The following is a 21,256-nucleotide window of genomic DNA, read 5'->3' as shown; positions in this document are numbered from 1 at the left end:
AACGATGAACAACAGGCTCGGACTGGGGCTCGCCGTAGGTGCGGGCTACCTGCTGGGGCGGACCAAGAAACTCAAGTTCGCCTTCGCCGTCGGCACGTTCGTCGCGGGCAAGAAGCTGCAGCTGAGCCCGAAGGCGCTGATGGACCTCGCGTCCTCACAGTTGCAGAACAACCCGCAGTTCAAGGAGATCGGCGACCAGCTCCGCGAGGACATGCGCGGTGTCGGCAAGGCCGCCACCGGCGCCCTCATCAACCGTCAGCTCAGCGGCCTGGCCGACAAGCTGCACGACCGCACCCTGAACGTGCAGGACCGGGCGGCCGGTGTCGTGCCGGACATCAGCAGCCTGAAGGGCGAGAAGGGCCACAAGAGCCAGGACGAGGAGGAGTACGACGAGCAGGACGAGGAGGAGACCGAGGAGCGCGCCGAACCGCGCCGCAGGTCCCGCCCCCGCAAGCAGTCGTCGTCCTCTTCGTCCGCCTCGGGATCGTCGTCCGCCTCGGGATCTTCGTCGGAGTCGGGTGACTCCTCGGATTCCGGCGGCTCCCGGGGCTCCCGTACGGCCAAGAAGGCCACCGGCGCAACCCGTTCCACCGGCCGGTCCGGACAGGGCACGGCCAAGAAGACCGCCTCGTCGGGTACGGCGAAGAAGACCGCCGACGGCGCCAAGAAGTCCACCGGCACCGCCCGCAGGACGGCGTCCGGCGCGACCGGCGCCGCGAAGAAGACCGCGGCGCGCAAGACCACCGCCGCGAAGGGGGGCCAGCGCCGTGGCTGATCTGAAGAACGCAGCCGGCGCGCTGAAGCCGGACTCCGAGATAACCGACCGCCTCAAGTCCGAGGCGCAGGCGTACCTGACCGCACAGGTCACCCGCGTCCTGACGGGCGTCGGCCGCAAGCTCGGTGAGTCCACCGTGAAGCTCAACGACATCGCCGAGGGCAACAGCCCCGGCTTCGCCAAGCTCGCGCTCGACGGCGGCCGGAAGATCGCCGAGGGCAAGGGCCCGGTCCGCAGCGCCGTGGAACTCGGAGCAGGACACCTGAAGGACAAGGCGAAGGACGCGGTCTCCGGCCTCTTCGGCGGCAAGGGAAAACGCAAGAAGGGCGGTGGCGGCGGCAAGCCCATCGTCATCCTGGAGACGATCGACGTCGGCGTGCCGGTCCGGGTCGCCTACGACCAGTGGACCCGCTACGAGGACTTCTCCACCTTCGCCAAGGGCGTCAAGAGCGCGACGACCGCCGACGACACCACCTCCGACTGGAAACTCAAGGTCTTCTGGTCCACCCGGAGCTGGAAGGCGCACACCACCCAGCAGGTTCCCGACCAGCGTCTGTCCTGGACGTCCGAGGGCGCCAAGGGCACCACAAAGGGTGTGGTCACCTTCCATCCGCTGGGTGACAACCTCACCCGCGTGCTGCTGGTCATCGAGTACTACCCGAAGGGCCTGTTCGAAAGGACCGGCAACATCTGGCGGGCCCAGGGCCGGCGGGCCAGGCTCGACCTGAAGAACTACGCCCGGCACATCTCGATGAAGGGCGACATCGACGACGGCTGGCGCGGCTCCATCGAGGACGGCGAGGTCGTCAGGACCCACGAGGACGCGCTCGCCGAGGAGGAAGAGGCCCGCGCGGAGGAAGAGGGCCACGAAAACCACGAGGGCGAGGAAGGCCAGGACGAGGGCCGGGAGTCCGACGACGACCGTCCCGAGGGCGAGTACGAGGAGGAAGAGGAGGCCGAGGGGGAGCACGACCCCGACGCCGAGTACGACGAGGAGGAGCAGCCCGAGGCCGAGGACGAGGAAGAGGGCGAGCCCGAGGCGGAGTACGACGACGAAGAGGCCGCGGAAGAGGCCGAGCCCGAGGCCGAAGGAGAAGGCGAGCCGGAGGCCGAGTACGAGGAGGAAGAGGACGACCCCGAGGCCGAGTACGAAGAGGCCGAGGCCGTCGACGACGAGGAGCAGGAGGATGACGACTCCCGCAAGCAGCGCGAGTACGCCGACTCCGGAGACAGGGGCCGCCGATGAGTACCGCTGCCAGACTGCCCGACCCGTACGGGTCCGGAGGCGGGGCCAACCTCGCCGACATCCTCGAACGGGTCCTCGACAAGGGCGTCGTCATCGCAGGAGACATCAAGATCAACCTCCTGGACATCGAGCTCCTCACCATTAAGCTGCGGCTGATCGTCGCCTCGGTCGACAAGGCCAAGGAGATGGGCATCGACTGGTGGGAGGACGATCCGTCGCTCTCCTCCGGTGCCCGGCGCCGCGAGATCACCGAGGAGAACGAACGCCTCAAGCGCCGCATCGCCGACCTCGAAGCCTCCGCTCCGGAGCTTGAAAAGGCGAAGGACGGGCAAGCAGAACAGGCATGACAGACATGACAGACAGCACCAGCGGGACCGGGCCTGCCGAAGACTTCTCCGCCGAAGTCTTCCCTGCCGAAGTCTTCAAGGACGAGGCAGGGCCCGCAGAGCTCCGCTACGTCTACGCCGTGACCCGCCCCTTCGAGGGGTTCCTCCCCGAGGAGGGCGGGCGCGGCCTCGACGGCGAGCCGCCCCGGCTGCTGCGCCACGGCGACCTGGTCGCCGCCGTCAGCCCGGTACGGGCCGCCGACTTCGACGAGGCGCCGCTCAAGGCCCACCTCGAAGACCTCGACTGGCTCGCCGCGACCGCCCGTACCCACCAGGCGGTCGTCACCGCCCTGACCGCCGTCACCACCCCGCTGCCGCTGCGGCTGGCGACCGTGTGCCGTGACGACGACGGGGTGCGGCGGCTCCTGGAGAGCGGGAAGGAACGGTTCGTACGGGCGCTGGAGCGGCTCGACGGGCGGGTCGAGTGGGGAGTCAAGGTGTACGCGGAGGCGGCACCCAAGGCCTCCGAGGCCTCCGAGGGGGACCCGTCGCCCGCGCCCACCGCCCCCGCGCCTTCCTCCCCGCCGCCCTCGGCCGGCGAGCCCGGTGCAGGGCGCAGCTACCTCCGGCAGCGGCTCGCCCAGCGGCGCAGCCGCGAATCGGACTCGAAGAAGGCCGACGCCTTCTGCCGCAAGGTCCACGCCGAACTCTCGCAGTCCGCCGAGGCGGCCCTGCTGCACCGCCTCCAGGACGGCCGGCTCTCGGGCCGCGGCGGGCAGAACGTGCTCAACGCCGCCTATCTGGTGCCGCGCGGCACCAGCGAGGCCTTCGTGGAGCAGGTGCAGGCCCTGACGCCGTCGCCCGAGGACGGCGGCAACGTCACGGTCGAACTGACCGGGCCGTGGGCGCCCTACTCCTTCACCGACATCGGCGACGAGGCCGCAGCCGAGGCGGGCGAAGGGCAATCCACGGCGGAGGGCGGTGCCGCGTGACCCACTACACCGACGACCACGACATCGACGCCCTCGCCCAGCGCGAGATCGCCCTCGTCGACCTCCTCGACCGGCTGCTGGGGGGCGGAGTGGTGCTTTCCGGCGACCTGACCCTGCGGATCGCGGACGTCGACCTCGTACGCATCGACCTCAATGCACTCATCAGCTCGGTCAGCGAGAACGTGCCGTCCCCCTTCGAGGACCTGAACTGACATGGAGAGGAGGGGAGTTGCCGTGAGCGACAAACACCTCACCGGTCCTGTGGACCCCACCGGCATCGCCGACCTGGCCGGTGTCACCGACATCCCCCGCGCCACCACCAGCGCCGAGTTCGGCGCCGCCGACCTGGACACCGCCGTGGCCACCGGCCGCGCGGGGAACATCAGCCTCGGCTCCAGCGGCGCGGCCCCCGCGACCGCCGGCGACGAGGCCAGGCGCAAACAGGTCGAGCTGGACGCCGACACCGTCGAGCGCGACCTCGCCAAACTTGTCCTCACCGTCGTCGAGCTGCTGCGCCAGCTCATGGAGCGTCAAGCGCTGCGCCGCGTCGACACCGGCGAGCTCACCGAGGACCAGGAGGAAAGGATCGGCATGACGCTGATGCTGCTGGAGGACCGGATGGACATCCTGCGGGACAAGTTCGGCCTGGAGCCGGAGGACCTGAACATCGACCTGGGGCCGCTCGGGCCCCTGCTGCCCCGGAACTGACCTTCTGTGAGCGACAGTTCGCAGAACGAACGTACCGATCCCGCCGCGAACGCCGAGAGCGGCTCCGACCGCAAGACCCGCATCACGATCCTGGTGGCCCTCGCGGCCAACCTCCTCATCGCCGCCGCCAAAGCCGTCGGCGGGCTCGTCGCGGCCTCACCCGCCCTGCTCTCCGAGGCGGCGCACTCCGTCGCCGACAGCCTCAACGAGGTCTTCCTGCTGGCCGCGTTGCGCCGCAGCCGCCGCCCCGCCGACCGCCGGCACCCCTTCGGCTACGGCAAGGAGCGCTACTTCTGGTCGCTCCTCGCCGCCGTCGGCATCTTCGTGCTCGGCGCCGGATTCTCCTTCTTCCAGGGCGTCGAAGCCCTGCGGAAGCCGTCGGCCGAGGAGTCCACCAGCGGGTACGCCGCCGGGCTGATCGTCCTCGGAGTGGCACTCGCCGCCGAGGGCAGCTCCCTCGTCCGCGCCCTGTGGCAGGTCCGCAAACAGCCAGGCCAGGGCCTCGGCAAGGACCCGGCGCTGCGTACCGTCGTCGCCGAGGACAGCACCGCCGTCGTCGGCGTGCTCGTCGCCATGGCCGGCATGGCCCTGCACATGGTCACCGGCCAGGTCGCCTACGAGGCCGCGGCCTCGCTCACCATCGGACTGCTCCTGGTGTACGTGGCCTACCGGCTCGGCTCCGACGCCCGCGCCCAGCTCATCGGCGAGGCCGCCGAACCCGAACTGCGCGAAGAAATCCGCGAGTTCCTGGGCTCCCAGTCGGAGATCGACCGGGTGGCGGCCCTGCTCACCATGCGGCTCGGCATGGAATCGATCCTTGTGGCGGCCCGCGTCGACCTGATGCCGGGGCTGGACAGCGAGCGCGTCGAGCTGGTCTCCGAGCGCATCAAGATGCACATACGGAAGACCTGGCCGGAGGCCGACCAGGTCTTCCTCGATGTGACGGAGGCCCCCACGGACGAGGCCGCCACCGGCGAACTCGTACCGGGCGAGGACCCTCGGGAGGAACCGCGGCAGGAACTGCGGCAGGAGCTGCGGGAACAGCCTCGGGAGCAGCCGAAGCGGTTCGGGCCTACAGAGCCGTCTGGGCGGTAGGCAGCGGCCGGTACACCGTGAGCGCCTCGTCCGCCTTGTCGATGACGAACGCGGGCGGGGCCTCCGCCACTTCGCCGTCGTACGCGAGCGGTGTCCCCGGCTCGATCCCCGCCAGTCGCAGCCGCCGCATCCGGCCCGCCGAGTGGAACGGGGATCGGCTCAGCGGCCCGGAGAGCGCCGCCAGCACCAGCCGCAGCCCCGGCAGCCGGCCGCCGTGCACCACCCGGACGTCGAGCAGCCCGTCCGCGAGGTCGAAGCGGCGGCCGGGCGTCGGGCCCATCCGCTGGTACAGGCCGTTCCCGGCGAACAGCATCCACATGCCGCGCCGCTTGCCCCGCACCTCCGCCTCCAACGGCCGCTCCCCGCGCAGGACGTGGTACGCGGCGAGGACCCCGGCGGGCCAGCCGCCGATGCGCGGCGACCAGTGCTCGCGGATGCGGACCAGCTCCGGGTAGACGCCGAGGCTGAAGGTGTTCAGGAAGTAGCCGGGTGAGCCGTCCGGGTCCGGGCCCGGGGTGAAGCGGCCGAGGTCCACCTTGACCGCGTCGCCCGCCTCCAGCGCACGGCAGGTGTCGTGCACGGTCTCGATGTTCAGGTCGTACGCGAAGTGGTTGAGGGTGCCGCCGGGGAAGACGGCGAGCGGAACTCCCGCGCGGGCGGCGGCCACTGCGGCCCGGTTGACCGTACCGTCGCCGCCGCAGACGCCGAGCGCGGTGCCGTTCTCCACGGCCTTGTCGAGCTCGGCGCACAGGTCCTCGGGGGCGACCTCGCGCACCTCGGCCTCGGGCAGGGCGTCGCGTACGAGAGCGGCCTTGGCGGCGGCGCTGCCGGACGCCTTGTTGACGACGACCACCAGGCCCTGGCCGGCGGGCAGCCGGGGCGCGTCGGTGTGCGGGCGGCCGGGCGACGGCAGCTGGTCGCGGGTCGGCACCAGGCCCCGTACGGCGAAGGCGGCACCCACGCCGAGCGCGGCGCCGACCAGTACGTCGCTGGGGAAGTGCACACCGGTGTAGACCCGGGACAGCGCCACCGCGCCCGCCACCGGCGCCAAGACCGCGCCCCAGCCCCGGGACTCCAGGGCGACACCGGCCGCGAAGGCGGCGGCGGACGCCGCGTGCCCGGACGGGAAGGACGTGGTGAGGGGCTGGCGCTTCAGCTGCCGTATCAGCGGTACGTGGTCCAGCACGGGCCTCGTGCGGCGTACGGAGCGCTTGCCGACGGTGTTCACGGTCGCGGAGGCCAGCGCGAGGGAGGCCACACCGCGCATCGCGGCCCGGCGGGAGCGCGTACTGCCGCCGAACGCGGCAATGCCGGCGGCGGCGCCGAACCACAGCAGCCCGTGGTTGGCGCTGCGGCTGAGCCGGGGCAGCACCCGGTCGGCGACCGGCCAGTGCCGGGACGCGACGGCACGGAAGACGGCGTGGTCGCGGGCGGTGAACCAGTCCGCGAGACGACCGGGGGTGGGGATACGGGGAGGGGCGGGAAGACGCGCTATCGGGTCGGACATGGCACCCGGCTACCCTGCCCGGACTGTCCGAACCGGTACCCTGCCCGGACTGTCCGAACCGGGTGTCCCGGTGTGCGGAGCGGGCATCCCGGCCCCCGGGCGGGAGCAGGCACGGACCGCCGGGCGCCCAGGCCGCGGAACCCTTCGCCCCCCGTTTGCCCGCTCCGGGCCGGGGCAGGCGATCCCCGTGCTCCGCTCCGGAGCACTTCCGTGGGGGCGGTGGCTGGTGCCGAGGTTCCAGGGAGCAATGCGATGCGCACTCACACGCCAGGAAAACACCCGCACGACGACGCACCGGACACGGCGGACGCCTTCCACCGGCTCGCCGGACTTCCCGAGGGCCACGAACGCGACGTGATCCGGCAGGAGATCGTCAACGCGTGGCTGCCGATGGCCCAGCGGCTGGCCGGCCGGTTCCGCAACCGGGGCGAGTCCCTGGAGGACCTGCAGCAGATCGCCGCACTCGGCCTGGTGAAGGCCGTCGACCGGTACGACCCGGAGCACGGGGCGGCGTTCGAGAGCTTCGCCGTACCGACCGTCACCGGTGAGATCAAGCGGCACTTCCGCGACCACATGTGGACCCTGCACGTGCCGCGCCGCGTCCAGGACCTGCGCAACCGGGTCCGCGCCGCGCACCAGGAACTCGCCCAGACGATGACGGGACGCTCCCCGACGGTCGCCGAGATTGCCGCCCAGGCACACATGACCGAGGCGGAGGCGCTCTCCGGGCTCGAAGCCCTGGACGCCTTCACCGCACTGTCCCTCGACGCCGAAATCTCCGGCAGCGAGGACGGCTACTCCCTCATCGACACCATCGGCGGCGCCGACCCGGCCCTGGACGTGATCGTCGACCGCGAGGCGGTCAAGCCGGGACTGCGCCAACTCCCCGAGCGGGAACGGAGGATCCTCTACATGCGCTTCTTCCGGGACATGACGCAGAGCCGCATCGCGGAGGACCTGGGGCTCTCCCAGATGCACGTGTCGCGGCTGATCACGAGGTGCTGCACGCGGCTGCGGGCGCAGGCGCTGAAGGAAGCGGCCTAGTTCGCGCGCGCAGGGGCGGCGCGCCCGCACCCGTTTCCCGTACCCGTACCCGTTGCCGCATCCGCATCCGCATCCGCATCCGCATCCGCACCCGTTTCCCGTACCCGTTGCCGCATCCGTCCCCGTGCCGGTCCCCGTGCGCGTCCGTACATCGCCGCATATAAAGGGCAGAGGGGCCGCCCGTGCCCCGAGCTCCACCCGCGGACGAGAGGCCACGCATGCAGCGGACGCTCCCCGGGGACCGCGGCCGCGTCCAGCACGGCCCGCCCGCCCCCGAACCAGGCCTCCCCGTCCTCCCGGAAATCGCCGCCGTCCTGGCCGCCGCCGCGAGCCGCACCGTGTCGGAGCCGGCCGGCGGCGGGGCCGCGATCCGTACCGCCGCCTCGGGCCACTGGCTGCGCCGAGGTCTGCGGGCCGACCCTGACGACATCGTCGCGGGCCCCGGCGCGCCGTCCCTCCTCTTCGCCCTGATGGCCGCGGCCGGGGGAGACGTGCTGCTGCCGAGGCCCTGCCCCGCCTGGTGGGCGCCCCAGGTCCGGCTGCTCGGCGACGGCAGATCCGCGTTCCACGTGCCGACCCCGGCCGAGTGCGGTGGCGTACCGGATCCGTATGCCCTGATGGAGACGGTCCGGCGCGTACGGGCCGAGGGCGGGGAGCCCCGGCTGCTGCTGCTCTCGGTCCCGGACGACCCGACGGCGACCGTCGCCCCGCCCGAAGTGGTGCACCAGGTCTGCGAGGTCGCGCTCGCCGAGGGGCTGTACGTCGTCAGCGACGAGACGTGGCGCGACACGGTGCACCGTACGGTCGCCGCGGAGACCCAGGACGGGCGGCCGTCCCGCCGGCCCGTCTTCCTCAGCCCCGCCGAGATGTTCCCCGACCAGGTCGTCGTTCTCACCGATCTGGCGGGCACCCTCACCCCCACCTCCTGGCCCGCCGCGATCGCCCGGCTGCCGGGCACCGGGTACGGGGCGGCCCTGCGGGCCCGTGCCCTCGACGTGCTCGCCGCGCTCGGCGCCACCGTGCCGGCCCCGGTCGTCGAGGCAGCGGCGTACGCGCTGAGCGACCCGGAGCCCGTCGTCGCCCGCGCCGAGGCCGCCGCCGCCCTGCACGCGCGCGTGCAGGGCGCGGTGCACCGGGCCGTCCTCGCCGCCGGTGCGCTGTCCCGGCCCCCTGCGGCGGGCCGCCATCTGTACGTCGACCTGGACCCGCTGCGCGACGGCCTCGCCGCCCGGGGCGTCACCGACTCCATGGAGCTGGAGGACCACCTCACCGAGCGTCTCGGCACCCCGGTCCCCGGCGGCCACCGCTTCGGCGACCCGCTGGGCGCCCTGCGGGTGCGCCTTTCCACCGCGCCCCTGCTCGGGGCAACCCCGCAGCAGCGAATGGAGTCCCTGACGGCCCAGGAGCCGCTTGAACTTCCGCATGTGGAGCAGATGTTGAACGAACTGGGTGCCGCCCTCACGGAGCTGGGCTGACCGAACCGGACCGGTCGGACCGCGCTGCCTGCGCCTCGACGAGTCCTCGACGAGTCCGAAAGCCGTACCCGCCGTCGTACCCGCAGCCGAACGGAGCCTTTCGATGACGGAACAGACCGAACTCACCGACCCTCCGGAACGGTCCGCGGGCCGTGCGTCGCAAGGCCGTGTATCGGACCTGGCGGAACGATCCCGGCAGCCCGTACGTTCCTCCGGAACCCGGCCCCTCTGTGAGCTCCGCACCACCTCCTGGCCCCGTACCTTCGCCGACCGCCTCACCGCCCCCCTCCCCGGAGTCCGGGCGCTCGCCCGGCTGGCCCGCGAAGGCGCGATGCGGCCGGGCCGCGAAGGGCTGCGCGACATCGCGCGACTGCCCTTCGAGCCGGGCCCGCTGCCCGCCGTCGACGCTTCGACGGTCGCCGTCACCTGGGCGGGCCACGCCAGCTGGGTCGTACGCGTCGGAGGGCTCACCGTGCTCACCGACCCGGTCTGGTCCCGCAAGATCCTCGGCACGCCTGCCCGGGTCACCCCCGTCGGGGTCCGCTGGGCGGACCTGCCGCCCGTCGACGCCGTCGTCATCAGCCACAACCACTACGACCACCTGGACGCCCCCACCCTCAAGAGACTTCCGCGCGAGACCCCTCTCTTCGTCCCGGCCGGCGTCGCCCGCTGGTGCCGCCGCCGCGGCTTCACCCACGTCACCGAACTGGACTGGTGGGAAGGCACCGAACTGAACGGCGTACGGTTCGACTTCGTCCCCGCCCACCACTGGAGCAAGCGCTCCCTCATCGACACCTGCCGCACCCTCTGGGGCGGCTGGGTCCTTACCGACCGGCACGGCCGACGCGTCTACTTCGCGGGCGACACCGGATACGGCCACTGGTTCCGCGAGATCGGCGACCGCCATCCCGGCCTCGACCTGGCGCTGCTCCCCATCGGCGCGTACGACCCCCGCTGGTGGCTGCGCGACGTCCACCTGGACCCGGAGGAAGCGGTAAGGGCCTGTACGGACGTGGGCGCCCGGCGGATGGCCCCCATGCACTGGGGCACCTTCGTGCTCTCCGCCGAGCCGGTGCTCGAACCCCTCACCCGGGTCCGCGCCGCCTGGGACCGGGCGGGCCGCCCGCGCGAGGAACTGTGGGACCTGCCGGTGGGCTCGTCCCGCGTCCTCACGTGACGCGCCCGGTCAGGCCGTAGCCCGCCTTACGCGCCGCCACAGCGATCAGGCCGTAGCCCGCCGCACCCGCCGCCACAGCGAAGGCACCCCGCTGATCAGGAGGGTCAGGACGACCGCCGCCACCACGCCCTCCCACGGCCGGCCGAACAGCGTGCCGCCGAGCACCCCCACCAGCTGGTACGCCGCGGCCCACGCCAGACAGGCCGGGACGTCCCCACGGGCGAACCGGCCGATCGGCATCTTCGCCAACAGGCACGCCAGCATCACCGGAATCCGCCCCGCCGGAACCAGCCGGGACAACGTCAGCACCTGCCACCGGTGCTCCTCCAGCTTGCCCCGCGCCTGTTCCAGCCGGTGCTGCGGCGCCCGCTTGCGCAGCGCGTCCAGCCACTTAGAGCCGTGCTCGGAACGCACCCCGCGCACCCCCAGCCAGTACAGCGCCAGGTCACCCACGAACGCGCCGGCCGCCGCCACCACGAAGACGAGCAGCAGCGACACCGGCGGGATGCTCTGGTGCAGCGCGACCACCGCAGCCGTACTCACCAGTGCTCCCGTCGGCACCACCGGCACCAGTGCACCCAGTGCCACCAGCGCGAAGAGCGCCGGATAGCCGACCGCCTGCTGTGTGGACTCCGCCGGAACCTGCACGCCCACTGCCTGCGCGGCGTCCAGAACCCACTGCGCGGCCACCTGACGACCGCTCACGCGGGCCCCTCCGTCCGTACGCTCTCGCCGTGCTCCAGCCGGTGCACCGCCACCTCCGGCGCCAGCGCGGCAGCCTTCCGTACGAACTCCAGGCCCGGCGAGTGGAACTCGTGCGGCCGCACCCCGTCCAGACCGATCGGCCAGTACGTCCCGTAGTGGACCGGCACGGCGTGCCGCGGGCCCAGCGCGGCCAGGGCCTGCGCCGCCCGGCCCGCGTCCAGGTGCCCGGCCCCGAGTCTCGGCCCCCAGCCGCCGACCGGCAGCAGCGCCGCGTCCACCGGGCCGACCGCCTCCGCCATCCCGTCGTACAGCCCGGTGTCCCCGGCGAAGTACGTGGCGGACGCGCCCTCGACGACGTAACCCAGCGCCGGACAGCGGTGCGGTCCGACCGGCAGCCGCCGCCCGTCGTGCTCCGCGTGCACCGCCCGCACGGTCAGCGCGCCGACCCGCAGGCGCTCGCCCGGCGCGATCTCGGCCGTACGGAACCGGCGCAGCCCCGGCACCTGGCGCACCGCACCGCGCGGCACGACCACCAGCGTGCCCGGAGCCAGCCGGGCCAGCGACGGCAGATGCAGGTGGTCGGAGTGCAGGTGCGAGATCAGCACCGCGTCGGCGAGCGCCGCCTCGGGGGCCGGCAGGGCGCCACTGCGCCGCCGCAAGTGGGCGAACCGGCGCACGAACAGCGGGTCGGTCAGGACGCGGACCCCGGAGTCCTCGACCGTGCAGGTCGCGTGCCCCCACCAGGTGATGACCGTTCCCGCCCTGGCCCCGCTGTTCTCGCTGTTCTCGCTGCTCAAGTGGACCGGACTCCTTCCGCGACGCCCGACCCACCCTACGGCGACCCCCGCGCCGCCCGTGTGCGCCTCCTCGCGCGGGGCCGCGCGGAGTAGGGTCGGCGGCGACAGGCGGCGAAGGGGACGGGTCATGGACGACGCACGTACGGACACCGACGACGTCCGGGTCGCGGCCATCGCCAGCCTGACGCCTCTTGAGGAGCTCGACCACGACCCCTTCCTGGTGGACACCCGCAGCCAGCACGCGATGTGCGTGCGCTGGGCCGCCGACAAGGGATACGTCGTCACCCGCCAGCTCGTCCTGCACGGCCTGCGCTCCGACCACCGCGCCCTGTGGGCCGACGTCGACGCCGGAGCCGTGGACTGCTTCGTCGTCCCCAACGAACGCGTCCTGGAAAAGGCCCTCGCCTCCGCCCGGGACTTCACCGCCGAGTGCGAGCGGCGCGGCGTACGACTGGAGACGGCAGGGCTCGACGAGCCGGTCTACAGCGCGCCGATGAAGGCCGACGTGCACCGCAGGCTCTCGATGCCGACAGCCGGATATGACGGCTGTTGATCCCGTTTGCCAGAATTCCCTCTGCCGGACTTCCGTTGACGAGGATTCCGTTTGCCGGAATCAAGTAGAAAACAGCCTGGGAACAGGCCCGAGAAACAGGTGGGTACGGCGTGGTGGCCGAGGGGCGTTGGCGGAGAAGCGGCTGGCGGCGGGCGGGCGGAGCGCTCCTGAGAGTGGTCACCGTCTGGGCGGTCTCCACCCTCACCATGCTCGCCCTCGCCGGGATCCTGCCCGACTTCCAGCTCCAGAGCGACGACAACGAGAGCATCACCCGCGTCGCCCTCACCGCGGGCTCGGCGGCCGGCGCCTTCGGGCTGCTGTCCGCGCTGGTGTGGCCTCTCGCGGTGCGCGCGCTCCTCCTCGTACCCGCCCTCGTCCTCGGCCTGCTCGTCTTCTTCCTCAACGGCTCGCTGCTGCTGATCGCGCTCAGCGTGATCCCCGACGGCAGGGGCGAGGCCGACCCGCAGACCGCCGTGGTCGTCGCCGCCGTCATGTCCGCCGTCGCGTCCGCCACCTCCACCGCGCTCGCCGTCCGCGACGACGACGCGTACCGGCGCAGACTCGCCCGGCTGGCCCAGCGCCGCCGCGGCGGCCGCCGCGACGAGGGCAGGCACGGCATGCCCGGCACCCTCTTCCTCCAGCTCGACGGCCTCGGCCACGACACCCTGCGCCGCGCCCTGGACCAGGGGCTGATGCCCACCGTCGCCCGCCTGCTCGGGCAGACCTCCGGCGAGGACCGCCCGGCCGCCGGCGACCCCGCCGAGGCGTTCCCCACCCACCGGCTCACCCTCTGGCGCACCGACTGGTCCAGCCAGACCGGCGCCAGCCAGCTCGGCATCCTGCACGGCTCCAACCACGACGTCCCGGCCTTCCGCTGGTACGAGAAGGAGACCGGCCGCACCATGGTGTGCTCCAGCCCGGTCAGCACCGCCGAGCTCCAGCAGCGCGCCGTCGAGCGCACCGGCGACGGCGGCCTGCTCACCTTCGACGGCGCCAGCCGCGGCAACCTCTTCTCCGGCGGCGCCGACCAGCTCGCCCTCGTCCTGTCCATCGCCGCCCGCCGCGGCCCCAACAACCGCTCCCGCGCCGGATACTTCGCGTACTTCTCCGACCCGGCCAACGCGGTCCGCACCGCCATGTCCTTCGTCGCCGAGGTCGTCCGCGAGATCCGCTCCTCCGTGCGCTCCCGGCTCCGCAACGACACCCCGCGCATCGGCCGCGGCGGCCTCTACCCCTTCATCCGGGCCTTCGCGACCGTCGTCGAGCGCGACGTCGTGGTCGCCGCCGTCATAGGGGACCTGCTCTCCGGCCGCACCGCGATCTACGCCGACCTCGTCGCGTACGACGAGGTCGCCCACCACTCGGGACCGCGCAGCCGCGACGCCGACCAGATCCTGCGGCGCCTCGACCGTTCCCTCGCCCTGATCACCAAGATCGCCGAGCATGCCCCGCGCGCGTACCGGATCGTCCTGCTCTCCGACCACGGGCAGAGCCCCGGCGAGACCTTCGAGGGCCGCTACGGCCTCACCCTGCGCGACTACGTCCGCGTCAGCTGCGGCCTGCCCGTCCCGCGCCGCGCCCAGCGCACCAGGAGCGGCGCCGAGGCCCGCGACGCGGTGCGCACCGTGCTGCACCGGCCGGTCGGCGGTGCGCAGGACGAGGTGCCCCCGGTGCCACCGGGCTCCGACGGCTCCTCCGACGCGACCCGCTCCGACCCGATCGTCCTCGCCTCGGGCAACCTCGGCCTGATCAGCTTCCCCGACCTCCCCGGCCGCGCCACCCGCGAAGAGATCGACCGCCGCCACCCCGCCCTGCTGCGCACGCTCGCGGGCCACCCGGGCGTCGGATTCCTGCTCGTACGGAGTGAGGCGTACGGGGCCGTGGTGCTCGGCCCCGGCGGCGCGGAGATCCCGGTGCCCGAACTCCGCGACGGCGAGGGCCCGCTGAAGCCCTTCGGCAGGGGCACCGCCGACGCGGTGCGCCGCACCGACGGCTTCCCGCACACCGCCGACATCATGGTCAACTCCTCGTACGACCCGGAAACAGGCCACGTACACGCCTTCGAGGAGCAGATCGGCTCGCACGGCGGTCTCGGCGGCGAACAGACGCGCCCCTTCCTCCTCTCGCCCCTCGTGCTCTCGCCGCCGGTCGGGGAAGGGGACGAAATCGTCGGCGCGGAACGCGTCCACCAGGTACTCCGCCGCTGGCTGCGCGAATGCCAGGGCCCTCAGGTGCCGGTCGGACCCGTGCAGAATTCTTCGTCGACGGTCCTCACCGAAGGAGGTTTTCCCGCCACGGACCGTGCCGTACAGGATGAAAAGGCTTGATTTTGTGCATGCTTCCCCGTACCCGACCATGGCTGACGCCCGGCGACCCTGGGCACTTCGTACGGCGAGAGGCACCACCCCATGCAAGACACCGGACCCGTTCCGCAGTCGGATCCGGCTGACACCGCCGAAGGCCCGGAAGACGGGAGCAAGCACGCCCGCCGATTCGGGCTCGGCATTGCCACCACCCTCGTCATGGGCAACATCATCGGTGGCGGGATCTTCCTGCTCCCCGCCTCCGTCGCCCCCTTCGGCACCATCAGCCTGGTCGCCTTCGGCGTCCTGACCCTCGGCGCGATCTGCCTCGCGCTGGTCTTCGGCAAGCTGGCCAACCAGCTCCCGCAGACGGGCGGTCCGTACGTCTACGCCCGTGCGGCGTTCGGCGACTTCGCCGGATTCCTGGCCGCCTGGAGCTACTGGATCACCGCCTGGGTGTCCAACGCGGCACTCGCCGTCGCGGCCGTCGGCTACCTCGACGTACTGATCCCGCTCGGCGACTCGAAGTTCGCGATGATGCTCGCGGCCCTGGTCATCCAGTGGCTGCCCGCGGCGGCGAACCTCGCGGGCACCCGCTACGTGGGCGTCGTGCAAGTCGTCGCCACCGTCCTGAAGTTCGCCCCGCTGCTGCTCGTCGCGATCGGCGGCCTCTTCACCTTCAGCGCCGACAACCTCGGCCCCTTCCAGGCGAGCGGCTCAGGACCCGTCGGCGCGGTCTCGGCGTCCGCCGCGATCCTGCTCTTCAGCTACCTCGGCGTGGAGTCGGCCGCCGTCAGCGCGGGCGAGGTCCGCAACCCGCGCCGCAACGTCGGCCGCGCCACCATCCTCGGCACCCTGGCCGCCGCGTTCGTCTACCTGCTCGGCACCCTGTCGGTCTTCGGCAACGTCCCGCACGACAAGCTCGTCGACTCCGGTGCGCCCTTCTCCGACGCGGTGAACCACATGTTCGGCGGCACCTGGGGCGGCACCGTCGTCGCCTGCGCCGCGCTGATCTCCATCCTCGGCGCACTCAACGGCTGGACCCTGCTGAGCGCCCAGACCCCGTACGCCGCCGCCAAGGACGGCCTCTTCCCCGCGGTCTTCGCCACGAAGCGGCGCGGTGTCCCGACGGTCGGCGTCATCGTCACCGTCGTCCTCGCCTCGCTCCTCACCGTCTACAACTACACGGCCGGCTCCGACGGCGTCTTCGAGATCCTGGTCCTGGTCACGACGTTCACCGCCACGGTCCCGTACCTGCTGGCGACGGCGGCCCAGCTGTACTTCCTCCTCTCCGGACAGTCGGAGCGGGTCAACCGGGGACGTCTCGTACGGGACGGCGTCCTCGCCGCCCTGGCCGCGGGCTTCTCGATGTGGCTGGTCGCCGGATCGGGCTACGCGGCGGTCTACCAGGGAGTTCTCTTCCTCTTCGCCGGCGTGATCGTGTACGCGTGCATGTCGGCGCACAAGAAGCGCGTGGCCGCCGTCCGGTAAGTGGCCGCCGCCCGGTAAGGGGGGCGCGGGGTGGTAATTCGGGTGCGGGGTGGTGTCCGGTACGCACATGATGGCGCGTACCGGACATCCGTATTCCGACCCCGTTCCGACCCCGAGGAAGCTCCCGCGTGCAGGCAGCCGTCACCGTCACCCCCGCCCAGATTCCCGAGCTGCTGCTCGGCCTCGCGACCGTACGGCCGGTGTTCCTGTGGGGAGCGCCCGGCATCGGGAAGTCGTCGCTGGTACGGAAGTTCGCGGACTCGCTGGGTCTGGAGTGCGTGAGTCTGCTGGGGACGCAGCTGGCGCCCGAGGACCTGATCGGGGTGCCGCAGATCCGCGACGGGCGGTCGGTGTTCTGCCCGCCGGAGGCGATCGCCCGCGACGAGCCGTACTGCCTGTTCCTGGACGAGCTGAACGCGGCGAGCCCCGATGTGCAGAAGGCGTTCTACTCGCTCATCCTCGACCGGCGGATCGGCTCGTACGAACTGCCCGCGGGGAGCATCGTCATCGGCGCCGGGAACCGGGCCACCGACAACGCGCTCGCCAGGCCGATCGCGTCCGCGCTGGTCAACCGGCTCACCCACGTCCACCTGCGGGCCTCGTCCACGGACTGGCTGGTGTGGGCGGGCGAGAACGGCATCCATCCGTGGGTGGTCGACTACCTGGGCGACCGCCCCGACCACCTGTGGTCGCCCGCGCCCAAGACGGAGGAGCCGTTCTCCACGCCGCGCTCCTGGCACATGCTCTCCGACGCACTGCACTCCTTCGGGCCGACCCTCGACGAGGAGACGCTGAAGGTCGTCGCACACGGCACGCTGACACCCGCGCACGCGGTGTCCTTCTGCGGGTACGCGAAGATCGTCCGCAATGCCTACGGACTCGACGCGATCCTGAAGGGGGACGCGGCCTGGCCGGGGCGGGTCGAGGACCGCGACCTCCTGTACTACCTGGCGGAAGCCTTCCGGGGGCGGCTGTCGAAGGAGCTTCCGGCGGAGAAGGCCCACGTCTCGCCCGCCATGCAGCAGACGGCGTACCGGGCGAAGTCGCTGCTCGTCCAGCTTGCCGAGATCTCGGTGGAGGTCGCCCAGACGGTCATCGCGGAGGACGCGGACGGTCTGCCGGTGCTGCCGGCGTGGTTCCTGGTGGAGGCGGCACGGGACATGCCGAGGTTGGTGGAGGCGCGGAGGTAGGGGGCGGTGGGGGCGGGCGGGGCGGGCCGGTGGTCGTCGTGCGGGTGCGGTGGGGTCGGGCGGTAGGTCTTCGTGCGGGTGCGTCGTGGCTGGTCGCGCCCACGCGGCGGAGCCGCATATCAACACAGCCCCGCGCCCCTAAAAGACTGCCCCTCAGCCCTCAGCCCTCAGCCCTCAGCACCCCGGGCGGCTGACGCCCTCGACCCCCGACGGACGGACCCCATGACTCCTCGCCGTACCCCCTCCAAGTCCCGCAGGGACAAGCCCGACCCTGCCACCGAAGCCTTCTCCGCCGGGCTTGCCCTCGTCATGCGCAACCCCGCCCTCGCGGCCGTCAAAGTCACCGTCTGCCGCGACGAGAAGTGCACCCGTGTCTCGTACGACGGCCTCGTCGCCGTCAGTTCCCACGGTGTCCTGCACGCCCACCCCAAGCGCCGCGCCGAGCCGGGCGAGTGGGCCTGGGCGATTGCCCATGCCCTCCTCCACCTCGGCTTCGGCCACGTTCCCGCGGAGAAGGGCGAGCGCGTGCAGCCCGCCGCCGCGCAGGTCGCCGCCCGCTGCACCGTGGTCAACCGGTTCCTGGCCGCCTCACCCGTCGGCCGCGCCCCTGAGGACCTCCCGGCCGCGTATCCCGGCAGTGACGAGGAGGAGCTCGCCGCCCGCTGGCACCGCGACGGCATTCCGGACGTCTTCCGCCGCGGCGGGACGAACGGCAGCGACCCCGACCAGATCCTCAGCACGTGGGAGTCGTGGCCGAACCACGGCCCGCCCCCGGACCACCAGCTCGCCTTCGCGCACGCCCTCACCCGTACCGTTTCCGCCGCCATGGACGTCGCCGGCGGCCGGCGGGACAAACTCACCGGGGAGCGGGTCACCCAGCAGCCCTGGGACCGTGCCCTCAACTGGTTCGTCTCCTCGTACCCGCTGCTCGGCGGCGTCGCCGCCGGACTGACGGTCGTCGCCGACGCCGAACTCGCCCGCGCCCACGACATCTCCGTCGCCGCCGTCAACGCCACCGCCGGGGAGATCTACGTCAACCCGCTCAAGCGCTTCACCGACGAGGAGTGGCGCTTCGTCCTCGCCCACGAAATGCTGCACGCCGCCCTGCGGCACGGCGAGCGTGCGGGCCCGCGCGACCCCTACCTCTTCAACGTCGCCGCCGACTACGTCATCAACGGGTGGCTGGTGGAGATGCGGGTGGGCGACATGCCGGAAGGGCTGCTGTACGACGCCGAGCTGAAGGGCCTCTCGACGGAGGAGGTGTACGACCGCATCACCACCGACCTGCGCCGCCGTCGCCGTCTGGCCACCCTGCGCGGCAAGGGGCTCGGCGACATCCTCGACCGCCCGCTCGGACAGGTCCGCGACTACGTCGACCTCGACGAGTTCTACCGACGCGGCCTCACCCAGGGCTTCGACCTCCACTCGTACGGCGAACGCGGGCTGCTGCCCGCCGGGCTCGTCGAGGAGATCAGGGCGCTGTCGCATCCGCCCGTGCCGTGGGACGCCCAACTCGCGCGCTGGTTCGACGAGTTCGTGCCACGGCCGGTGGCGCTGCGTACGTACGCGCGTCCCTCCCGCCGCCAGGCGTCCACACCCGGCATCCCGCGCGCGGGCCGCTACTTCCCGCCCGAGGAGATCGCCCGCTGCACCTTCGGCGTCGTGCTCGACACGTCGGGGTCGATGGACCGGACCCTGCTCGGCAAGGCGCTCGGTGCCATCGCTTCGTACGCCGAGGCCCGCGACGTACCGGCGGCGCGGGTGGTGTTCTGCGACGCCGCACCGTACGACGCGGGCTTCCTGCCACCGACCGAGATCGCCGGGCGGGTACGCGTGCGGGGCCGCGGCGGCACCGTGCTCCAGCCGGGCATCGACCTGCTGCTGCGGGCCGACGACTTTCCCGCGGCGGCGCCGCTGCTGGTCATCACGGACGGCTGGACCGACGTCCTGCGGATCAGGCGCGAGCACGCGTTCCTGATCCCGCAGGGGGCGTCACTGCCGTTCACGGCCAGGGGTCCGGTGTTCCGAGTGAATTGAGCGGACGCTCAAGTTGGTTGAGCGTGTGCTCAATTCAGGGGGGCGGCCCGCTCAGAATCCGCTGACCCTCCAGCGGCGGCGGAGTACCAGCACGCCACCGCCCACGAGTAGTGTCGCGCCCACCGCCGCGCCGATCGCCACGGCCGGGTCCATCCCCAGCAGGGTGGAGTCCTCGGCGCCGTCCGCCAGCTTCACGGCCGTCGGCCCAGGGCCCGCCGCGCCCTCCGCCTGCGAGCCCGTGGGCAGCATGTTCATGTCGCTGGAACACACCACGGCAACCTCCGACTTGGGAAGGTACGCGCACACCGTGCTCGCCGCCCGGAGCGCCCCCGCCCCCGCCTCCGCCCGCGCGGATCCGAGCGTCGCCGACGACGTCAGCACCGTCTTGCCGTGGCTCCGTACGTCGGTGGTCCACACCGCCTTGCCGCCCGCTACCTTCGCCCGCTGGCCGGCCGTGGCGGCGGACGAGCCCAAGGGCAGCGCCTGTTCGATGCGCAGGCCGGCGAGGGGCGTGGGCCCCTGGTTCTGCACGGTCACGGTGTACGCCAGCCTGGCGCCCGAACGGACGGTGTCGACGCCGTCGGTGAGAGCGATCGACATGGCCGGCGGATTCTTGTCGTCCGCGCCCTCGGACGCACCCGCGCCGAGGAGCAGCAGAGGTACGGAGACGAGGGCGGCGGCGGTGGCGACGGTGGCGGTACGGGTCGTGCAGGCGGGCATGGGGTTCCCTCCGGGAAGGCTGTGGACAGGCCCTGGGGAAGGCCGTGGGATGGCCGGGCCAAAGATCGGGGCCCATCCGAGCACCGCCCACTGCCCCGACCCCGTCCAACGGGCCGCCGACCCGCCGTGGATTCACCCGCCCGTACCCGCCACCGGCCTGCGTCGCCTCATAGAGGGGCCCGGCCGGAGAGATGCCCGGCCGGAGAGATGCCCGGCCGGAGAGGTGCCCGGCCGGAGAGACGCCCGGCCGGAGAGGCGCCGGGGGTCAGCCGGCCGCCGTCGCGCGCAGGAAGTCGACCGTGGCCCGGTCCGCGGGGAGGAGCGTCTCGATGGCCAGCTCGGCCACCGTCACGTCCATCGGGGTGTTGAACGTGGAGATCGACGACACGAAGGACAGCACCTGCCCGCTGTGCTCGATCTGCAGGGGCAGCGCGAAGTGGGCGTACGGCGGGTCCACGGGCCGGGCCGTGCCCTCGCGCGCGGGCGGCAGCGGGTACGCCGCCACCTCGTCGTACAGCGCGCGCAGCGGCGCCGACCTGGCCAGGGCTATCTGGCGTTCCATCTGGTGCAGCAGGTGCCCGCGCCACTCGGGGAGGTTGTGGATGCGCGGGGCGAGGCCCTCGGGGTGCAGGGTCAGGCGCATCGCGTTCAGCGGTGCGGTGAGGAGGTGCTCGGCGACGCCGTCGAGGAACATCCCGATGCCGCTGTTGGCGGCCACAACGGTGTACGTGCCGTCGACGACCATCGCCGGGTAGGGCTCGTACCCCTGGAGCAGCTGGTCGATGCCGGCCCGCAGCGCCCCCATCGAGGGGTCGTCGAGCGGGGTCTCGGCGTACTGCGGGGCGTAACCGGCCGCCAGCAGCAGGTCGTTGCGCTCCCGCACCGGGACGTGCAGGTGCTCGGCGAGCTTCAGCACCATGTCGGGGCTGGGGCGGGAGCGGCCCGTCTCGATGAAGCTGATGTGCCGGGCGGACGAGTCGGCGCGCAGTGCGAGCTCCAGCTGACTCAGCCGCCGGTTCTCGCGCCAGTGGCGCAGCATCGCGCCAACTCCCTGGTGGGTGGAGAGGGTTGTCATACGACGAAGGTAACCGGAGCGCGGATCCGGAGCCCTTGGC

Annotated in this window: 20 protein-coding genes; 15 read left to right on the top strand and 5 right to left on the bottom strand. The window is 72.5% G+C overall.

The window, feature by feature from the left end; translation table 11 throughout:
- Window positions 1-4: 4 nt before the first annotated feature.
- The 7 genes from AB0D18_RS08950 (at window position 5) to AB0D18_RS08920 (ending at window position 5,142) form a co-directional block, all read left to right on the top strand.
- Window positions 5-775 (top strand): DNA primase, encoded by a 771-nt coding sequence (locus tag AB0D18_RS08950; RefSeq protein WP_362414465.1) that lies wholly within the window; start codon window positions 5-7, stop codon window positions 773-775.
- Window positions 768-2,021: an SRPBCC family protein gene (locus tag AB0D18_RS08945; protein WP_362414463.1), complete on the top strand. Its 1,254-nt coding sequence runs from the start codon at window positions 768-770 to the stop codon at window positions 2,019-2,021. Before AB0D18_RS08950 ends, AB0D18_RS08945 begins: the two co-directional genes overlap by 8 nt.
- Window positions 2,018-2,368, top strand: a complete 351-nt coding sequence (locus AB0D18_RS08940; protein WP_362414461.1) for a gas vesicle protein — start codon at window positions 2,018-2,020, stop codon at window positions 2,366-2,368. Before AB0D18_RS08945 ends, AB0D18_RS08940 begins: the two co-directional genes overlap by 4 nt.
- Complete coding sequence (locus AB0D18_RS08935) at window positions 2,365-3,339, top strand: GvpL/GvpF family gas vesicle protein (RefSeq protein ID WP_362414460.1); 975 nt, start codon at window positions 2,365-2,367, stop codon at window positions 3,337-3,339. The genes AB0D18_RS08940 and AB0D18_RS08935 overlap by 4 nt, the downstream gene beginning before the upstream one ends.
- Window positions 3,340-3,362: 23 nt before the next feature.
- Window positions 3,363-3,551, top strand: a complete 189-nt coding sequence (locus AB0D18_RS08930) for a gas vesicle protein (RefSeq protein ID WP_189824690.1) — start codon at window positions 3,363-3,365, stop codon at window positions 3,549-3,551.
- Between the two features lie 169 nt (window positions 3,552-3,720).
- The gene (locus AB0D18_RS08925; RefSeq protein WP_362414725.1) at window positions 3,721-4,047 is read left to right on the top strand and encodes a gas vesicle protein K; all 327 of its coding nucleotides are present in this window, start codon (window positions 3,721-3,723) and stop codon (window positions 4,045-4,047) included.
- Window positions 4,048-4,053: 6 nt separating this feature from the next.
- The gene (locus tag AB0D18_RS08920; RefSeq protein ID WP_362414458.1) at window positions 4,054-5,142 is read left to right on the top strand and encodes a cation diffusion facilitator family transporter; all 1,089 of its coding nucleotides are present in this window, start codon (window positions 4,054-4,056) and stop codon (window positions 5,140-5,142) included.
- On the opposite strand, the gene AB0D18_RS08915 is transcribed toward AB0D18_RS08920, so the two are convergent.
- Window positions 5,120-6,649, bottom strand: coding sequence for a phosphatase PAP2 family protein (locus AB0D18_RS08915; RefSeq protein ID WP_362414456.1), 1,530 nt, complete (start codon window positions 6,647-6,649; stop codon window positions 5,120-5,122). The two genes, AB0D18_RS08920 and AB0D18_RS08915, sit on opposite strands and share 23 nt — an antisense overlap.
- Window positions 6,650-6,901: 252 nt before the next feature.
- On the opposite strand from AB0D18_RS08915, the gene AB0D18_RS08910 reads away from it, so the two are divergent.
- The 3 genes from AB0D18_RS08910 (at window position 6,902) to AB0D18_RS08900 (ending at window position 10,345) form a co-directional block, all read left to right on the top strand.
- Window positions 6,902-7,693: an RNA polymerase sigma factor SigF gene (locus AB0D18_RS08910; RefSeq protein WP_362414454.1), complete on the top strand. Its 792-nt coding sequence runs from the start codon at window positions 6,902-6,904 to the stop codon at window positions 7,691-7,693.
- Window positions 7,694-7,911: 218 nt separating this feature from the next.
- Window positions 7,912-9,168 carry an aminotransferase class I/II-fold pyridoxal phosphate-dependent enzyme gene (locus tag AB0D18_RS08905; RefSeq protein WP_362414452.1) on the top strand — a complete coding sequence of 419 codons (1,257 nt, stop codon included), beginning with the start codon at window positions 7,912-7,914 and terminating at the stop codon, window positions 9,166-9,168.
- Between the two features lie 103 nt (window positions 9,169-9,271).
- Window positions 9,272-10,345, top strand: coding sequence for an MBL fold metallo-hydrolase (locus AB0D18_RS08900; protein ID WP_362414450.1), 1,074 nt, complete (start codon window positions 9,272-9,274; stop codon window positions 10,343-10,345).
- 45 nt (window positions 10,346-10,390) lie between these two features.
- On the opposite strand, the gene AB0D18_RS08895 is transcribed toward AB0D18_RS08900, so the two are convergent.
- Entirely contained in the window at window positions 10,391-11,050 is a 660-nt protein-coding gene (locus AB0D18_RS08895) for a VTT domain-containing protein (RefSeq protein WP_362414448.1), read from the bottom strand.
- Window positions 11,047-11,847, bottom strand: a complete 801-nt coding sequence (locus AB0D18_RS08890) for an MBL fold metallo-hydrolase (protein WP_362414446.1) — start codon at window positions 11,845-11,847, stop codon at window positions 11,047-11,049. Before AB0D18_RS08890 ends, AB0D18_RS08895 begins: the two co-directional genes overlap by 4 nt.
- A gap of 127 nt (window positions 11,848-11,974) precedes the next feature.
- Between AB0D18_RS08890 and AB0D18_RS08885 the strand changes: the two genes are divergently transcribed.
- The 5 genes from AB0D18_RS08885 to AB0D18_RS08865 all read left to right on the top strand — a co-directional run bounded on the left by AB0D18_RS08885 (window position 11,975) and on the right by AB0D18_RS08865 (window position 19,421).
- Window positions 11,975-12,400, top strand: coding sequence for a hypothetical protein (locus AB0D18_RS08885; protein ID WP_362414444.1), 426 nt, complete (start codon window positions 11,975-11,977; stop codon window positions 12,398-12,400).
- A 113-nt stretch (window positions 12,401-12,513) separates the two neighbouring features.
- On the top strand, window positions 12,514-14,727 hold the full coding sequence (locus tag AB0D18_RS08880) for a phage holin family protein (protein ID WP_362414443.1): 2,214 nt from the start codon (window positions 12,514-12,516) through the stop codon (window positions 14,725-14,727).
- Between the two features lie 81 nt (window positions 14,728-14,808).
- Window positions 14,809-16,194 (top strand): amino acid permease, encoded by a 1,386-nt coding sequence (locus AB0D18_RS08875; RefSeq protein ID WP_362414441.1) that lies wholly within the window; start codon window positions 14,809-14,811, stop codon window positions 16,192-16,194.
- Window positions 16,195-16,322: 128 nt separating this feature from the next.
- Window positions 16,323-17,384 (top strand): MoxR family ATPase, encoded by a 1,062-nt coding sequence (locus AB0D18_RS08870; protein ID WP_362414439.1) that lies wholly within the window; start codon window positions 16,323-16,325, stop codon window positions 17,382-17,384.
- 222 nt (window positions 17,385-17,606) lie between these two features.
- Window positions 17,607-19,421 carry a hypothetical protein gene (locus AB0D18_RS08865; RefSeq protein ID WP_362414437.1) on the top strand — a complete coding sequence of 605 codons (1,815 nt, stop codon included), beginning with the start codon at window positions 17,607-17,609 and terminating at the stop codon, window positions 19,419-19,421.
- Window positions 19,422-19,472: 51 nt separating this feature from the next.
- Here AB0D18_RS08865 and AB0D18_RS08860 read toward each other — a convergent pair whose 3' ends face one another.
- On the bottom strand, window positions 19,473-20,141 hold the full coding sequence (locus tag AB0D18_RS08860; protein WP_362414435.1) for a hypothetical protein: 669 nt from the start codon (window positions 20,139-20,141) through the stop codon (window positions 19,473-19,475).
- A gap of 265 nt (window positions 20,142-20,406) precedes the next feature.
- Window positions 20,407-21,216: a helix-turn-helix transcriptional regulator gene (locus AB0D18_RS08855; protein ID WP_362414434.1), complete on the bottom strand. Its 810-nt coding sequence runs from the start codon at window positions 21,214-21,216 to the stop codon at window positions 20,407-20,409.
- Between the last annotated feature and the right edge of the window lie 40 nt (window positions 21,217-21,256).

It is taken from the genome of Streptomyces sp. NPDC048442 (genome assembly GCF_040651475.1).
Lineage (GTDB): Bacteria > Actinomycetota > Actinomycetes > Streptomycetales > Streptomycetaceae > Streptomyces.
This window is presented reverse-complemented; position numbering and strand designations above follow the sequence as displayed.

Coding starts and splice junctions, on each gene's coding strand:
- AB0D18_RS08950 (WP_362414465.1), top strand. CDS start 5: ATGAACAACAGGCTCGGACTGGGGCTCGCCGTAGGTGCGGGCTACCTG.
- AB0D18_RS08940 (WP_362414461.1), top strand. CDS start 2,018: ATGAGTACCGCTGCCAGACTGCCCGACCCGTACGGGTCCGGAGGCGGG.
- AB0D18_RS08935 (WP_362414460.1), top strand. CDS start 2,365: ATGACAGACATGACAGACAGCACCAGCGGGACCGGGCCTGCCGAAGAC.
- AB0D18_RS08915 (WP_362414456.1), bottom strand. CDS start 6,649: ATGTCCGACCCGATAGCGCGTCTTCCCGCCCCTCCCCGTATCCCCACC.
- AB0D18_RS08910 (WP_362414454.1), top strand. CDS start 6,902: ATGCGCACTCACACGCCAGGAAAACACCCGCACGACGACGCACCGGAC.
- AB0D18_RS08905 (WP_362414452.1), top strand. CDS start 7,912: ATGCAGCGGACGCTCCCCGGGGACCGCGGCCGCGTCCAGCACGGCCCG.
- AB0D18_RS08900 (WP_362414450.1), top strand. CDS start 9,272: ATGACGGAACAGACCGAACTCACCGACCCTCCGGAACGGTCCGCGGGC.
- AB0D18_RS08885 (WP_362414444.1), top strand. CDS start 11,975: ATGGACGACGCACGTACGGACACCGACGACGTCCGGGTCGCGGCCATC.
- AB0D18_RS08875 (WP_362414441.1), top strand. CDS start 14,809: ATGCAAGACACCGGACCCGTTCCGCAGTCGGATCCGGCTGACACCGCC.
- AB0D18_RS08865 (WP_362414437.1), top strand. CDS start 17,607: ATGACTCCTCGCCGTACCCCCTCCAAGTCCCGCAGGGACAAGCCCGAC.
- AB0D18_RS08860 (WP_362414435.1), bottom strand. CDS start 20,141: ATGCCCGCCTGCACGACCCGTACCGCCACCGTCGCCACCGCCGCCGCC.
- AB0D18_RS08855 (WP_362414434.1), bottom strand. CDS start 21,216: ATGACAACCCTCTCCACCCACCAGGGAGTTGGCGCGATGCTGCGCCAC.